12 protein-coding genes and 3 pseudogenes are annotated in these 15,727 nt (G+C 69.2%); 11 read left to right on the top strand and 4 right to left on the bottom strand.

All coding sequences use genetic code 11. The features are described from left to right. Positions 1 to 121: 121 nt before the first annotated feature. Positions 122 to 2,533 (top strand): WD40 repeat domain-containing protein, encoded by a 2,412-nt coding sequence (locus tag ABZ865_RS39770; protein WP_361241652.1) that lies wholly within the window; start codon positions 122 to 124, stop codon positions 2,531 to 2,533. Positions 2,534 to 2,925: 392 nt separating this feature from the next. Here the strand turns inward: ABZ865_RS39770 and ABZ865_RS39765 are convergent. Together ABZ865_RS39765 and ABZ865_RS39760 are read right to left on the bottom strand one after the other, a co-directional pair. After that, positions 2,926 to 3,613 (bottom strand): annotated as a pseudogene (locus ABZ865_RS39765) (XdhC family protein); the annotation flags it as partial. 97 nt (positions 3,614 to 3,710) lie between these two features. After that, on the bottom strand, positions 3,711 to 4,079 hold the full coding sequence (locus ABZ865_RS39760; RefSeq protein ID WP_361241629.1) for a molybdopterin cofactor-binding domain-containing protein: 369 nt from the start codon (positions 4,077 to 4,079) through the stop codon (positions 3,711 to 3,713). Between the two features lie 30 nt (positions 4,080 to 4,109). Here ABZ865_RS39760 and ABZ865_RS39755 point away from each other — a divergent pair. Next, positions 4,110 to 4,472: pseudogene (locus tag ABZ865_RS39755) on the top strand (ATP-binding protein); the annotation flags it as partial. Between the two features lie 23 nt (positions 4,473 to 4,495). On the opposite strand, the gene ABZ865_RS39750 reads toward ABZ865_RS39755, so the two are convergent. Next, on the bottom strand, positions 4,496 to 4,774 hold the full coding sequence (locus ABZ865_RS39750; RefSeq protein ID WP_361241626.1) for a hypothetical protein: 279 nt from the start codon (positions 4,772 to 4,774) through the stop codon (positions 4,496 to 4,498). 66 nt (positions 4,775 to 4,840) lie between these two features. Here ABZ865_RS39750 and ABZ865_RS39745 point away from each other — a divergent pair, with 66 nt between their 5' ends. From ABZ865_RS39745 to ABZ865_RS39730, 4 genes and pseudogenes are all read left to right on the top strand, one after another. Continuing rightward, on the top strand, positions 4,841 to 5,059 hold the full coding sequence (locus tag ABZ865_RS39745; protein WP_361241622.1) for a hypothetical protein: 219 nt from the start codon (positions 4,841 to 4,843) through the stop codon (positions 5,057 to 5,059). A 449-nt stretch (positions 5,060 to 5,508) separates the two neighbouring features. Then, positions 5,509 to 5,823 (top strand): annotated as a pseudogene (locus ABZ865_RS39740) (DeoR family transcriptional regulator); the annotation flags it as partial. A 157-nt stretch (positions 5,824 to 5,980) separates the two neighbouring features. After that, positions 5,981 to 6,262, top strand: coding sequence for a hypothetical protein (locus ABZ865_RS39735; protein ID WP_361241619.1), 282 nt, complete (start codon positions 5,981 to 5,983; stop codon positions 6,260 to 6,262). Next, positions 6,250 to 8,439, top strand: a complete 2,190-nt coding sequence (locus tag ABZ865_RS39730) for a SpoIIE family protein phosphatase (protein WP_361241616.1) — start codon at positions 6,250 to 6,252, stop codon at positions 8,437 to 8,439. Before ABZ865_RS39735 ends, ABZ865_RS39730 begins: the two co-directional genes overlap by 13 nt. 591 nt (positions 8,440 to 9,030) lie before the next feature. Here ABZ865_RS39730 and ABZ865_RS39725 read toward each other — a convergent pair. Further along, a complete protein-coding gene (locus ABZ865_RS39725; RefSeq protein ID WP_361241613.1) occupies positions 9,031 to 9,234 on the bottom strand; it encodes a hypothetical protein in 204 nt (67 codons plus the stop codon). A 379-nt stretch (positions 9,235 to 9,613) separates the two neighbouring features. Between ABZ865_RS39725 and ABZ865_RS39720 the strand changes: the two genes are divergently transcribed. The 5 genes from ABZ865_RS39720 (at position 9,614) to rbsD (ending at position 15,526) form a co-directional block, all read left to right on the top strand. Next, on the top strand, positions 9,614 to 10,660 hold the full coding sequence (locus tag ABZ865_RS39720) for a LacI family DNA-binding transcriptional regulator (RefSeq protein WP_361241610.1): 1,047 nt from the start codon (positions 9,614 to 9,616) through the stop codon (positions 10,658 to 10,660). Next, a complete protein-coding gene (locus ABZ865_RS39715) occupies positions 10,657 to 12,195 on the top strand; it encodes a sugar ABC transporter ATP-binding protein (protein ID WP_361241607.1) in 1,539 nt (512 codons plus the stop codon). The genes ABZ865_RS39720 and ABZ865_RS39715 overlap by 4 nt, the downstream gene beginning before the upstream one ends. Continuing rightward, entirely contained in the window at positions 12,185 to 14,137 is a 1,953-nt protein-coding gene (locus tag ABZ865_RS39710; RefSeq protein ID WP_361241605.1) for a substrate-binding domain-containing protein, read from the top strand. Before ABZ865_RS39715 ends, ABZ865_RS39710 begins: the two co-directional genes overlap by 11 nt. Before the next feature lie 109 nt (positions 14,138 to 14,246). After that, a complete protein-coding gene (locus ABZ865_RS39705; protein ID WP_361241602.1) occupies positions 14,247 to 15,149 on the top strand; it encodes a ribokinase in 903 nt (300 codons plus the stop codon). After that, positions 15,146 to 15,526: a D-ribose pyranase gene (gene rbsD, locus ABZ865_RS39700; protein WP_361241599.1), complete on the top strand. Its 381-nt coding sequence runs from the start codon at positions 15,146 to 15,148 to the stop codon at positions 15,524 to 15,526. Before ABZ865_RS39705 ends, rbsD begins: the two co-directional genes overlap by 4 nt. Positions 15,527 to 15,727 lie beyond the last annotated feature (201 nt).

The following is a 15,727-nucleotide window of genomic DNA, read 5'->3' as shown; positions in this document are numbered from 1 at the left end:
GGCGCCTCCGGCACCACTCGCTGGAACAGCTCCCACAACTCGTCCGGCACCAGCCGCTCAACGATCCCCACCACGAACGACAGCCTACCCAGGCAGCCAAATGAGATGAAGTCTAAGGAGCCTGTCCCCGGAGCAGCGGCCCATCGCTCGGCGGATCCTGACCTCCCTGGTACACCCCGCCGACCCGAGCCGTAACGTTCCCGCAGTGCGCGCCCAGGTCCCCCTCGACGAACTACGCGACCTGGCCGCCGCCCCTGGCGGCGGACCGGGCAGCCAGGAAGCCGTCGACGACGTCGTCGCTTCCCTCACGCGCCATCGCATCATCACCACCCAAACACTCCGCGCGCCTCAACGCCCCGAGGCCCCTCCAGGCGAACCGGTGGCCGAACTGGTCCATGAGGCCCTCATCCGTGACTGGGGCACACTGCGCGAGTGGGTCGGTCAGGACCACCGCTTCCACGACTGGCTCGACAACACCCGTGAGCGGCAGGCCCGCTGGGCTGCAACAACTGACCCAGGAGACTTGCTGGGGGGAACCGCACTGGCCGAAGGCCTCGAATGGGCCCGGCAACGCCGACTGCCAGGCGACATCGCTGCCTTTCTCGCTGCAAGCAAGCAGCGCCAACAGGCTGTCATCCGGCGTAGCCGGCGCCTCAACACCGTCCTTGCGTCCCTGCTCGTACTCGCACTCATCGCCGCAGGAGGTGCCCTGTGGCAGTGGCGGAGAGCAGTAGCCGAACAGGAAAGGGCAGTAGCCGAGCAGCAAGCAGCGTTGTCGAGACAGCTCGCTACCCAGTCCGACACTCTCATGGGCGCGAACCCCGAACTCGCCTCCTTGTTGGCTGTTCAGGCATATCGCACCAGCCACACTCCCGAGTCCATTGCAAGCCTGCGAGCGGCGGCAGCCCTTCCAGGCTATCGGCGCTTGGCCGGACACACCGGCGCGGTGGCGTCGGCGGCCTTCAGCCCCGACGGACACACCCTCGCCACAGGCAGCGACGATCACACGGTGCGGCTGTGGGACGTGGCCACCGGCAAAACCCGCACCACCCTCACCGGACACACCGACTCAGTGACGTCGGTGGCCTTCAGCCCCGACGGACACACCCTCGCCACAGGCAGCACCGACTCCACGGTGCGGCTGTGGGACGTCACCACCGGCAAAACCCACACCACCCTCACCGGACACAGCAACATAGTCACGTCGGTAGCCTTCAGCCCCGACGGACACACCCTCGCCACAGGCAGCACCGACTCCACGGTGCGGCTGTGGGACGTCGTCACCGGCAAAACCCGCACCACCCTCACCGGATACCACGGCGTGGTGACGTCGGCAGCCTTCAGCCCCGACGGACACACCCTCGCCACAGGCAGCCTCGACCACAGCGCGGTGATGTGGGACGTCTCCACCGGTGCAACCCGCGCTGTCCTGGTCGGGCATAGTAAAGGGGTGGAGTCGGTGGCCTTCAGCCCCGACGGGCACACCCTAGCCACAGGCAGCGACGATCACACGGCGCGGCTGTGGGACGTCACCACCAACAAAACCACCCTGACCGGACATCGTGGCGCGGTGGCGTCGGCGGCCTTCAGCCCCGACGGACACACGCTCGCCACAGGCAGCCAGGATCTCACCGTACGGCTGTGGGACGTGGCCACCGGCAAAACCCGCATCACCCTCACGGGACATACCGGCCTGGTGTATTCAATGGCGTTCAGCCCCGACGGACACACGCTCGCCACAGGCAGCCAGGATCTCACCGTACGGCTGTGGGACGTGGCCACCGGCAAAACCCGCATCACCCTCACCAGACCCGGCAACCTGCCGACGTCGCTGGCCTTCAGCCCTGACGGACGGACACTCGCCATAGCTGGCACCGAAGGCACCGCGCGGCTGTGGGACGTCGCAAGCGGCACAACCCGCACCGTTCTTACCGGACACGCCGAGTCGGTGAATTCGGTGGCCTTCAGCCCCGACGGACGCACCATCGCCACAGGCAGCGACGATCACACGGCGCGGCTGTGGGACGTCGCCACCGGAAAAACCCGCACCCCCCTCACCGGACACACCGACTCAGTGACGTCGGTGGCCTTCAGCCCCGACGGACACACCATCGCCACAGGCAGCGCCGATCACACGGCGCGGCTGTGGGACGTCACCACCGGAAAAACCCGCACCACCCTCACCGAACACGTCGGTGAGGTGACGTCGCTGGCGTTCAGCCCCGACGGACACACCCTCGCCACAGGCAGCACCGACTACATGGTGCGGCTGTGGGACGTCACCACCGGAAAAACCATCGCCTCTCTGAGTGGCCACAACAATGCGGTGACGTCGGTCGCCTTCAGCCCCGACGGCCACACCCTCGCCACCGCCAGCGACGATTGGACAGCGCGGCTGTGGAATGTCGTCCTCCTCCAACCCGATGCGGCCGTAAGAAAGATATGCCGTGTCATCAACCGCGACCTCACCCCACAGGAACGCACGGCGTACCTGCCAGGCCAATCAGTAGGCCCGGTATGCCACCCAACCTAATGCGACATGTAAGCCACCCGCGCTCACAGCCACAGCCTCCCGCAAGACGGGCCTTCACCTCACCGGTCAGCCCGTTAGGCGGGGTTCACGGTCACGCACTCGGCACGGCCGGTGCCGTCTGAGCGGCATGTCGCGCCTGCTGTGCGGTGCGGTCTGTCTGCGGGGCTCGGCTGCGTGCGTGGTCAAGGTCATCCCGCGCCTGGCGTCGCAGTTCCATCGTGAACGGCGCTGCCGTCTCGTATAGGCATTCTCACCGCATGTGCGACAGTCTCATCCAACCTGCAGGACCGCAGTTCAAACCTGCTTCCTCCCCCACAACGCCCTCTCAGTACATCTGCGAGACCACAGACCAGAGACGCACGACTACCTCAACATGAATGAGATCTCACAACGGTTACGTGGTAGCCGAGGAATTTGCCGAGTCGTACCAGAGCTGCCGCGAAGTCGATCGCTCCGAAGACGATCAAGCGGGGGGGCCGGGACACTGGATTCGACCAGCAGTGTCAGCGGGCGACCGCAGTAGGACCCTTCCTCGCCCATCACGGCTGTCCCGGTGCGCCCGAGTTCCAGCATTGCTCGAGCCCTGGCTGCTGCGGCGCGATCCAGCTGGGGCTCGTCGCCGAGCCTCCCCTCATCTGACCCGTCGGAGTGGACTGTCAGCCCGCGACCGAGCCGTTCGGCCGGCCCGTAGACAACACGAGCCAGCGCAACCGTCTCCTGTGAGCGTGCGGCGGACAACGCGGCAGCGAAGACGTCCCGGTCCGGATCACCGGCACGGACCGGTGTGACCAGGATGTCGATGACCCCGCCACACGTGAGGTCGACGGCGAAGGCGTCCTCGTCGCTGTACCCGAACTGCTGCAGGACGGTCTCACTGTCTTTCAGTGCCTGCTGACACAGGTCGTACACCGCGCCCTGCACACAACCGCCGGAGACCGAGCCGATGGCCGTGCCATCGCCGTCCACGGCAAGGGCGGCGCCAGGCGCACGGGGGCGCTACCGCTGACCGCGACCGGTGGCGACGGCGAAGTCACGGCCTTGCTCAAGCAACCGGCACAGCTCTCGTGCGATGTCCAGCATGGTTTCTCCCCGGACTACGACGGTGCGATACAGCGCCGGACGGTGGCGCCGGCGACGAGGGCGTGCTCCGCGGCTCATCGGCCGCGGAGCCGGTCTCTCAGAGCATGAGCTGGTCGATGGTGATCGGAAGGGAGCGGATGCGGCGTCCGGTGGCGTGGAAGACGGCGTTGCCGATGGCCGCGGCCAGGCCGACCAGTCCGACTTCGCCGACTCCCTTGGTGCCGACGGCGGTTGCCCGGTCGGGACCGCCGACAAACAGCACGTCCATGTCGGGAACATCTGCGTTCACCGGCATGAGGTAGTCGCCGAACGTGGCGTTGGCGATGCGCCCGGTGACCTCGTCGGTGGCCGTCTCCTCGAACATTGCCTGGCTGATGCCGCCGACGGTGCCGCCGACGATCTGGCTGGTCGCGGTCTTTTCGTTGAGGATGCGCCCGCCGTCGATGGCGGACACCACCCGTGCCACGCGCAGCAGGCCCAGCTCGGGATCGATGCGGACCTTCCGAGCGATCCGTCCGTGGTCTCAACGGCCCGCTCACTCGTCACCCGGCAGCTCACAGCGTGGGACATGAACGAAGCGAGGTTCACCACCGAACTGATAGCCAGTGAACTCGTCACCAACGCCATCCGCTACGCCAGGCCTCCGGTACGGCTGCAACTCATCCGCAGCCATGTTCTAACGTGCGAGGTTTCCGACGGCAGCAGCACCTCTCCACGGTTGCGCCACGCCCGTACCACCGACGAGGGCGGCCGGGGGCTGCTCCTCGTCGCGCGGTGCTCCGAACGTTGGGGAACCCGCTACACCGAGGAGGGCAAGACCGTCTGGGTCGAGCAGACCATTCCCGAGCGCCTGGGGTGAGCAGGTCACCCTGCCTGCGGTAGTCACGCGGCGGCATTCCCGCGACCCGCTTGAAAACGACGCTCAACGCGCTCTTGGACCTGCATCTGGGCGATGGAAGCCACCGTTTCAGTGCCGTCCCGCAGATGCCGGGACGCGAGTTCGATGCGCCATCGCGTCAGGTTTTCGCGCGGTCCCTGCCCTACCGTGTCCTTGAAGCGCGCGGTGAGAGTCGATCGGGATACCGGACCGATGCACGCCAGTTCAGCCACCGTCCAGAGACGCGTCGGCGCCTCGTGCATGGCCCGCAAGGCCGTGGCCACCGCGGGATCGGCGGTGCGCCGGACCGGCGCCTGCGAACGGCGTCGCTCGCACCGACAGCAAGGGCTGTGACGAGCACGCGGCCTCAGCTGTTCGCGAGGCTGCTCACCGTCGTGGACCGGGCCAACGACCCCATGGTCCACGACGACCCGCCGCACCACGCCGGCTCCGGTGGTGCCCGACTACGGGCTCTGGATGACGCAACGACTCTGCAGCAGACCGCCGTGTTGTTCCCCGCGGACATCATGGCCGTCCGCGGCTCCATCGTCGACTGGGAGCCACGGTGATGCCCACGGCCGACAGACACGCGCCCCGCACGCCCGGGCGAGCATCGCCGACTCCAGCATTCGGCGGCATTCCCTCGCGGTGCAGACGGTGCGGCGAAGCCACACATGGGCCTGGGCGCGGTCTCCGTCGTACGCAGAACCGGCGTGTTCGCGCGGCACAGCGCGACACCGAAGACCGTCTGTCGCGCCTGGGGGTGAGCGGGTACAGCAGCAGCGCTGCCGAGGCGGCCCGCTCAGCACATGGAAGGCGCGGGCGGGAACGCGGGCGAGGACGTGGGGGAGGACGCCGGGGAGAAGCTCCCGGTCGTGGAAGGGGAGCATGAGCTCGTGCGGCCTGACTAAGTCCGTTCATGCCCGGATTGAGCCCGAAACTGTTTGCTTTCCAGAAATTGGGGCATAACCTCCCAAATGAAACCACACGTTCGGGCATGGCTCGGAGGCGAACGGACATGTACGCACCGGAGCGGCAGCAGGAGATCCTCCGGCTCGCCCGTGACGGCGGACGTGCTGTCGCTGGCCGAGGAGTTCCAGGTGACGGCGGTGACGATCCGCCGCGACCTGAAGGCCCCCCGACCGCGCGGGCCTCGTCCGCGGGTACACGGCGGCGCCATACCGGTCGGACGCCTCGACTTCGAGCCGGACCTCGCCGAACGCGAGTCCACGGCCGCCGATGAGAAGGACCGCATCGCCGAGGCGGCCCTGGCGGAACTGCCCACCGAGGGCACGATGATCCTCGACGCCGGCACGCGGTCGCCCGCCTGGCCGAGGCTACATATGGAACATTTTGAACATTAGCGAACAAAGTTTCTATTTTCTGGCGAATTCTGCCACCAGAGTGAGTCATCCGTAGAGGTAGATGTTTCGGTGAAATGTGGAGAGTCGGCCGAGGAACTGCGGGGACTGCCGTTCCATGAGGGCGCCGTGGCCGCTGCTCGCGTCGTGGCTCAGGGCGCGGCCCTGATGGCGGCTGTGTTCGGCGCGGCGGGTCTGTCGGGCTGGATCCTCGGCAACGGCGTCCTGAAGGGCGCGGTGCCCGGCGTTACCGCGTCCATGAAGCCGGACACCGCTGTGGCCCTGCTGGTGCTGGGCCTCTCCGTGTTCATGGTGGCTCGCAAACCCGGAGCCCCGCGGGCGATCGCCGTGTCCCGTTCGGCCACGGTCCTGGCCGCTTTGGTCGGTGGGCTTGTCCTGTGGAGTACGTGACCGGGACGGGCCTGGGCATCGATGAGTTTCTCTTCAAGGACGACACCGCGCGGGTGGTGACAGGGATGCCGGGACGGATGGCACCGGACACGGCTGTGGCACTGGTGCTGGGGGGCGTGGCGTCACTGTGCGCGAGCACGTCCCGAGTGCCCGCCTGGACGAGTCAGATCCCCGGCTTGGCCGTCCTCAGTCTGGGCATGCTGCGGCTCTACGGGTTCGCCTTCGCCGTGCCCGAGCTGGAACGGTTCGGCAACCATACGGGCATGGCCCTGCACACCGCGCTCGCCATGGTGCTGCTGGGCATCGCCGTGTTCCTGGCCCGGCCGGACGAAGGCCCCGCGGGACTGCTGACGAACGCCGGCACCACGGGCGCGCTGGGCCGCCGGCTGTTCGTCACCACCCTGGTCGTGCCGCTGCTGCTGGGTTGGGTCGTGCTGGCCGGTGAGGACGCGGGGCTGTACGGGGCGCGTCTGGGCACCGCGCTGCTGGTGTGCGGCGTCGCGACCGTGTTCACCGCTGTCTTCTTCGTCGCCCTGGTCGTGGGCCGCCGCATCGAGATGGCGCACGCCCGTGCCGAATGGCAGGTGCGGCAGAAGGAACTGTTGCAGGCCTTCATGGACCACACGCCCGCGGTCGTGTTCATCAAGGACCTGGACGGCCGCTGTCTGGCGGTCAACACGACGTTCGAGGAGACCACAGGCCTGTCCCGAGAACGGGTACTGGGCCACCGGGACCGGGACGTCCTGCCGCCGGACATCGCGCATCGGGCGCGGGCCGCCGACCTCGGCATGCTGGCACAGGGCACCCCCGTACAGCGGCAGGAGAGTTTCGACCTGCCAGGAGGTCCACGGGACTTCCTCGCCACCTTGTTCCCACTCAACGACCCGTGCGGCTCGCCCTACGCCGTAGCCGGCGTGCTCGCCGACATCACCGAACGAGTCGCGGCCCAGCGCGAGGTCCAGCGGGCCAACCGGCGCTTCCTCGCGCTGCTGGAATCCGCGCCCGACGCCACTTTGATCACGGACGGCGACGGCGTCATCGTCATGGCCAACGCACAGGTGGAGTTCCTGTTCGGCCGTGCGCCAGCCGACATCGTCGGCGCCAAAGTCGAGGACCTGGTGCCCGGCCCGCGGCGTCCGTTGCACAGCGCGCTCCTGCACCGGTACCTGCGGCTGGCCGACCCGAAGCCGGCAGTCCTGGACCGGGGCCTGTACGGGCTGCACAGCGACGGCGGTGTGTTCCCCGCCGAGGTGAGCGTCAGCACCTTCCATGCCGAACAGGACACACTGGTGTTCCTGACCGTACGGGACATCACCGAACGCAGACACGCCGAGGCCGAACGCGCCAAGCGCTACGAGCAGCAACGACGCATCGCCTACACCCTGCAGCACAGCCTGATGGGCGAGCCGCCACGCCTGCCGCACCTGCCCAGCGCCCACCGGTACCTCGCCTCCGTCCAGGACCCCGGAGTCGGCGGTGACTGGTTCGACATCATTCCCCTCGATCAGAGCCGTACCGGCATCGTCATCGGCGACGTGATGGGCCGGGGCCTGGACGCGGCGGCCGTCATGGGCCAGCTGCGCGCCGCCGCCCACGCCCTGGCTCGCACGGGCATACCCCCCTGCCAGGTCATGACCGGTCTTGACGCGTTCGTCAGCGACCTGGCGGACCAGCTGGTCACCTGCTGCTACCTGGTGATCGACCACGACGCCCGGGAGGTCACCCTGTGCTCGGCCGGACACCTCCCGGTCCTCGCGGTGCCCCCCAGAGGATCCGCTCACCGGCTGCGGGCACCGGTCAGTGTCCCACTGGGCGTCAACGATTCGTGCGGCGTCGGGCTGTCGTTCCAGGAGACGACTCATCGGCTGCCGCCGGCCAGCACTCTCGCGCTCTTCACCGACGGACTGGTCGAAAGACCCGGCAGTGACATCGACTCCCAGATCAACGTCCTCGCGCGCACCCTCGACATCTCGCTGAAGGACGCTCCCGTCGGCCCGGAGATCCTCGATGAGGCCACGGCCCACCTGATCGGGACCCTCATTCCGGACCCGGCCGCCCATGACGACGACGTGACGCTGCTCCTGATCACCATGCCCGAGCCGGACGGGCCGCCGCGGAGGCATCCGCGTGTCCAACCACACGGGAGTCATGTAACTGAGGGCACGGCCGGGCCGTGACGAGGGCGAGCAAGCGGTGGTCCACCGCCTAGCGTCGGCTAGAAAGGGCGAGCGCCACCGTCGTCGGATGACCTCCTGGACCTTGCTCTCGTCATTGCTGCCGTCGTTGATCCTCTTGCCGGGGGCCGCACTCTCGGCAGCTGCAGTTCGGAGGCACCGGCGGCTGGGACCGATCGAGCACCGGCGGCGCGCAGCCTCAGCCTTCGCGACCCAGATGATCGGGGTGGTAAGCATCGCCAGGCTCATCATCGTCGGCACCATCCTCCTCATGGGCGTGGACGAGCCGGGATGGGGACTGCTGTACGCGGCAGGTGTCTCGTTCCTCGGCTGCGGTGTGGCGTGGTGGCTCGGAACTACAGAGAGGTGGCACAAGGCAAAGTCCCGCGTGCCCTTACTCCTTGGCCGAGAACCAACCAGCCGCACAACACTCGAACTTGCAGCCGCCCTGCCATTGCGTCCCCTGGGGCCGGTGGGACCTGTTGGGCCTGTAGCCCCCCGACACCCGTGCCCTCTCACACCTGCCCTCGTCACCCCCGCCATAGGCGGGCGTCAGGGCTGTGTGGCTGCTGCTCGCGTTCTGTGCCGCCGCCGTCACCGGGCTGACCACGCCGGTCGCGAGGACCGGCGTGAGGCGTCGGCGGCGGTGCGGCCCTCGACCTGGCCGAGCGGCCCGCCATGGCCGGCCGCGTCGACGAAGCCGGTGTGCCACCGGTCCCGGGTCGCAAGCCACGTCCCGCTGCCGAAGTCCTGTTCCCCCTTCGCCCTGCCCCGCCGGGTCTCGTCGATGCCCAGCACCTTCACCTTGGGCAGCGGGGTGTCGGCGACCGGGGCGGGCCCGCGCCACCTCGTCCGCCGTGATCAGGTGCACCCGACGCGTTTCACCGGGCCGGTGCCTCGACCCGGCACGAAGGACACCCCGTCGAGACCGAGCAGCGACGTCGACGTCGTGTCGTTGGCCAAGCCCGTGGCCCCCTCGCCAAGGAGCACCACGACGGCGGCCCCACCTCATCCCACCCCGGTCACGATTAGGTTTCGGCCATCTTCACCCCCTTGCCTTCGCCTCATGTAATCGTTTCCAATCCTTCCTACGGCACGCCATGGAATCGATTACACGACTCCACGGTTACACAGCCGTCCGTTCCATCAGGGAGTCTCACGAGGAGGTGAGCCGGCGTTGGCGAGTATCAAGGATGTCGCCGCCTGGGCCGGGGTGTCCGTGGCCACGGTGTCACGTGTCCTGAACGAGCACCCGTCGGTCAGCGCGGACGCACGCACGCGTGTGCTGGCCGCCGTCGAGGAGCTGGGGTACCGGCCCAACGCCGTCGCCCGCTCCCTGCGGACCGACCAGACCCACACCCTCGGGCTCGTCATCAGCGACGTGCTGAACCCTTACTTCACAGAGCTGGCCCGCTCCGTCGAGGAAGAAGCCCGGGCGCTCGGGTACAGCGTGATCATCGGGAACGCCGACGAGCAGCCCGAGATCCAGGATCATCACGTGCGGAACCTGCTGGATCGGCGGATCGACGGGCTGCTCGTCTCCCCCACCGACGGCGGGTCGCCGCTCATGCTCGACGCAGCCCGCGCCGGGACGCCCATGGTGTTCGTGGACCGGTGGATCCCGGGCATAGACGTGCCCGTCGTACGGGCCGACGGGCAGGCCGCCATACGGGATCTCGTCGCCCATCTCCACTCCCTCGGGCACCGGCGGCTCGCCATCATCGGCGGGCCCGCCGCCACCACGACCGGCAGTGAGCGCGTCGAGGCCTTCCGGGCCGCGCTCGCCGAGTACGGGCTCGCGCTCCCCGACGCCTACATAGGCCAGGGCGACTTCCAGGCCGAGAGCGGGCGGCGGGTCACCGAGAGGTTCCTGGATCTCCCCGAGCCCCCGGACGTCGTCTTCGCCACCGACAACCTCATGGCACTCGGCGCCCTGGACGCCGTACGCGCGCGTGGGCTGCGCGTGCCGGACGACATCGCGCTCGCCGCGTTCGACGACATCCCCTGGTTCGTGCACACCGACCCGCCCATCACCGCGATCGCCCAGCCGACCGGTGAGCTGGGACGGGCCGCCGTACGGGCCCTCGTCGACCGCATCGAGGGGCGCACGCCCCGGTCCGTCACCCTGCCCGCCCGGCTCGTCGTACGCCGCTCGTGCGGTGAGCCACCGCCATCTCCAACCCCCACGCAGTCCCCCTCCCCAGTGCAAAGGAGCACGTCGTGAGCAACCCGGACGAGTTGCTGCGCATCGAGGGCATACGCAAGACCTTCCCCGGCGTGGTCGCGCTCGACGGCGTCGACTTCGATCTGCGCCGGGGCGAGGTCCATGTGCTGCTCGGTGAGAACGGCGCCGGCAAGAGCACGCTGATCAAGATGCTCTCCGGGGCCTACACGCCCGATGCCGGACGGATTCGCGTCGACGGCCACGAAGTGCGTATCCATGGTGCGCAGGACGCCGAACGGCTCGGAATCGCCACCATCTACCAGGAGTTCAACCTCGTTCCCGATCTGACCGTCGCCGAGAACATCTTTCTCGGGCGGCAGCCTCGCCGCTTCGGGATGATCGACCGGAAGAAGATGGAGGCCGACGCCGAAGCCCTCCTCGCGCGCGTGGGCGTCCATGTGTCACCACGCGCGCGTGTGCGTGAACTCGGTATCGCCCGGCTGCAGATGGTCGAGATCGCCAAGGCGCTCAGCCTGGACGCGCGCGTGCTCATCATGGACGAGCCGACCGCCGTGCTCACCTCGGAGGAGGTGGAGAAGCTCTTCGGTATCGTGCGCTCGCTGCGTGAGGACGGCGTCGGGATCGTCTTCATCACCCATCACCTCGAGGAGATCGCCGCCCTGGGGGACCGGGTCACCGTCATCCGGGACGGCAAGAGCGTCGGGCAGGTTCCGGCCGCCACGCCCGAGGGCGAGCTCGTACGGCTCATGGTCGGGCGGTCCATCGAGCAGCAGTACCCGCGCCAACGGCCGGACCGGGGCGCCGCGCTGCTGTCCGTCGAGGAGCTCACCCGGGACGGGGTGTTCCACGACGTCAGCTTCGAGGTGCACGCCGGCGAGGTCGTCGGGATCGCCGGGCTCGTCGGAGCCGGGCGGACCGAGGTCGTACGGGCCGTGTTCGGGGCCGATCCCTACGACGGCGGGGCCGTCACCGTCTCCGGGACACGGCTCAAGCGGCATGACGTGAACGCCGCCATGGCCGCCGGGATCGGGCTCGTGCCCGAGGACCGCAAGGGGCAGGGGCTCGTGCTGGACGCCTCCGTCGAGGAGAACCTCGGGCTGGTCACCCTGCGCGCCGCCACCCGGGGCGGGTTCGTGGACCGCACGTCACAGCGCGTCGCAGCCGAGCGGATCGCCCAACAGCTGGGCGTGCGCATGGCGGGCCTCGGGCAGCAGGTGCGCACCCTGTCCGGCGGCAACCAGCAGAAGGTCGTCATCGGCAAGTGGCTGCTGGCCGACACCAAGGTGCTGATCCTCGACGAGCCGACGCGCGGGATCGACGTCGGCGCCAAGGTCGAGATCTATCAGCTGATCAACGAACTGACCGCCGCCGGGGCCGCCGTACTCATGATCTCCAGCGACCTGCCGGAGGTCCTCGGCATGAGCGACCGGGTGCTGGTCATGGCCCAGGGCCGGATCGCCGGTGAACTCACCGCCGACGAGGCCACCCAGGACGCCGTCATGTCCCTCGCCGTCTCCACCCCCACCACCGAGAAGACCGACAAGACCCAGATGGAGGCCAGCCGTGGCCACTGACACGCTCAAGAGACCGACGGGCGCGACGGGCGCCCCCGGCGGCCTGCGCCGGCTGCTCCTCGACAACGGCGCGCTCACCGCGCTGATCGTCCTGGTCATCGCCCTGTCGGCGCTCTCCGGAGACTTCCTGACCACCGACAATCTGCTCAACATCGGTGTCCAAGCCGCCGTTACGGCCATCCTCGCCTTCGGTGTGACCTTCGTGATCGTCTCGGCCGGCATCGACCTGTCGGTCGGGTCGGTGGCCGCGCTCTCGGGGACCGTGCTGGCCTGGAGCGCGACGCAGCACGGGGTGCCGGTGGTGCTCGCGGTGCTCCTCGGCCTCGCCACGGGTGCCGTGGCCGGGCTGGTGAACGGTTTCCTCATCGCCTACGGCAAGCTGCCGCCGTTCATCGCGACGCTGGCGATGCTGTCCGTGGGTCGTGGTCTCGCGCTGGTGATCTCGCAGGGCTCGCCGATCGCCTTCCCGAACTCGGTCTCGCACCTCGGTGACACGCTCGGCGGCTGGCTGCCGGTGCCCGTGCTGGTCATGGTGGTCATGGGGCTGATCGCGGCCCTCGTCCTGAACCGGACGTACATCGGCCGCTCGATGTACGCCATCGGCGGCAACGAGGAGGCGGCCCGGCTGTCGGGTCTGCGCGTATCGAAGCAGAAGCTCGCCATCTACGCCCTGTCCGGTCTGTTCGCGGCCATCGCCGGCATCGTGCTGGCCTCCCGGCTGTCCTCGGCGCAGCCGCAGGCCGCCAACGGCTATGAGCTGGACGCGATCGCGGCGGTCGTCATCGGCGGTGCCTCGCTCGCGGGCGGCACCGGCAAGGCCTCCGGCACGCTGATCGGCGCGCTGATCCTGGCGGTGCTCCGCAACGGCCTCAACCTCCTGTCCGTGTCGGCGTTCTGGCAGCAGGTCGTGATCGGTGTCGTCATCGCCCTGGCGGTACTGCTGGACACCGTGCGCCGCAAGGCTGGGGCGACTCCCGTGACCACGGGCGGTGCTCCGGGTGGCAAGGGCAAGCAGGCGGCGACGTACACGCTCGCGGCCGTCGTGACCGTGGCGGTTGTCGGCGCGACCTCCTTCCTGCACAGCGGGTCCTCCTCCACCACGACCCCGCGCATGGGTCTGTCGCTGTCCACCCTCAACAACCCCTTCTTCGTGCAGATCCGGGCCGGCGCCCAGGCGGAGGCGAAGAAGCTGGGCGTGCACCTGACCGTCACCGACGCCCAGAACGACGCCTCGCAGCAGGCCAACCAGCTGCAAAACTTCACCAGTTCGAGCCTCGGCGCGATCATCGTCAACCCGGTGGACTCGGACGCGGCGAGCAACTCGGTCAAGGCCGCCGACAAGGCGAAGATCCCGGTCATCGCCGTCGACCGGGGCGTCAACAAGGCCGATGTGGATGCCCTGGTGGCATCCGACAACGTGGCCGGCGGCGAGCTGGCCGCCAAGACGATCGCCGAGAAACTCGGCGGCAAGGGCAAGGTCGTCATCCTGCAGGGCCAGGCCGGTACGTCGGCGGCCCGGGAGCGGGCGGCGGGCTTCGCGCAGGGTCTGAAGGCCTACCCCGGTATCCAGGTGGTGGCCCAGCAGCCCGCCGACTTCGACCGCACCAAGGGCCTCGACGTGATGTCCAACCTGCTCCAGGCCCACCCGGACGTCCAGGGCGTCATCGCCGCCAACGACGAGATGGCGCTCGGCGCGATCAAGGCACTCGGCTCCAAGGCCGGCACGTCGGTCCAGGTCGTCGGCTTCGACGGCACCCCGGACGGACTGACCGCGGTGAAGGGCGGCACGCTGTACGCGTCGGTCGCCCAGCAGCCGACGCAGCTGGGAAGGATCGCCGTGGACAACGCGCTGCAGGCCGTGCAGGGCAAGAAGGTCGAGTCGACGGTGAAGGTGCCGGTGAAGGTGGTCACGAAGGACAACGTGGCCGGATTCAGCGGCTGACGGCGGACGGCTCGGGCGGGCGGCCGTACACCACGACGTACATCGTGGGGGCGGCCGACCGCCCGGAGCCGGTTCGCTGGGAATCACGGGGAGCAAGGGAAGTCAACTGATGTACGACTACGACGTGTTGGTCGTGGGGTCGGCCAACGCCGACCTGGTGATCGATGTCGAGCGGCGACCGGCCGCCGGCGAGACGGTGCTCGGCGGTGACCTGGCCGTCCACCCGGGCGGCAAGGGCGCCAACCAGGCGGTCGCCGCCGCCCGGCTCGGTGCGCGTACGGCCCTGCTGGCGAGGGTCGGCGACGACGGCCACGGCCGGCTGCTGCTCGACTCCCTGCGCTCGGCGGGCGTCGACACGGCCGGCGTGCTGGTGGGCGGGGCGCCGACGGGCGTCGCGCTGATCACCGTCGACCCTGAAGGGGACAACAGCATCGTGGTGTCCCCGGGCGCCAACGCCCGGCTCACCCCGGTGGACATCCGCGCGGCAGGCAGCCTCTTCCACGCCTCCCGGGTGGTGTCGGCCCAGCTGGAGATCCCGCTGGAGACGGTCGTAGAGGTCGTACGCAACCTGTCCCCGGACAGCCGCTTCGTCCTGAACCCGTCGCCGCCGCGCCCGCTGCCCTCGGAGGTGCTGGCGGCCTGCGACCCGCTGATCGTCAACGAGCACGAGGCCCGGGTGATTCTGGGCGACACGTGCGTGAGCGAGGAGCCCGAGGACTGGGCGAAGCTGCTGCTGGCCAAGGGGCCGCGCTCGGTGGTGGTGACGCTGGGTGCGCAGGGGGCGCTGGTGTGCGACTCGTCCGGGGTGACGCGGGTGGCGTCGGTGAAGGTGGACGCGGTGGACACCACGGGGGCGGGAGACGCCTTCACCGCCGCGCTGGGCTGGAAGCTGGGCGCGGGTGCCTCGCCGGCCGAAGCCGCAGGGTACGCGGCCCGGGTCGGCGCGGCTGCCGTGACGAAGCGGGGCGCGCAGGAGTCGTACCCGACGGCGGAGGAGGTCGACGCGCTGTGAAGAAGGCGGGGATCCTCAACCGTCATCTGGCCGGTGCCCTGGCGGAGCTGGGGCACGGGGACGGGGTGCTGGTGTGCGACGCCGGCATGCCGATCCCGGTCGGGCCGCGCGTGGTGGACCTGGCGTTCCGGGCCGGGGTGCCGTCGTTCGCGGAGGTGCTGGACGGGCTGCTGGCCGAGCTGGTGGTGGAGGGCGCGACGGCGGCGCAGGAGCTGGACGGGCCCAACCGGGCGTTGCTGGAGGGCCATTTCAAGGACCTGGAGCTGGTCCCGCACGAGCGGCTGAAGGAGCTCTCGGCGGGAGCCCGGCTGATGGTCCGCACCGGGGAGGCGCGGCCGTACGCGAATGTGCTGCTGCGATGCGGGGTGTTCTTCTGAGCCACCGTTGAACTGCGCATCAAGTCGGGCCTGCGGGGGCCACGAAATCGGTGCAGTCACGTCGGGGGCCCTTGGGGCCAGGGCGGCTGCACGTTCGAGTGTTGTGCGGCTGGTTGGGGAGTGACCGGTTGGGATGCAGAGAAGGGCAGGCACGGGCTTAACAAAGCAGGGAAGCCGCCGAGCACACTCGGCGGCACGGCC

The organism is Streptomyces sp. NPDC047085, from assembly GCF_040643735.1.
Lineage (GTDB): Bacteria > Actinomycetota > Actinomycetes > Streptomycetales > Streptomycetaceae > Streptomyces.
Note: the sequence above shows the minus strand (reverse complement) of the source record. Positions and strands in the feature narration are given on the sequence as shown.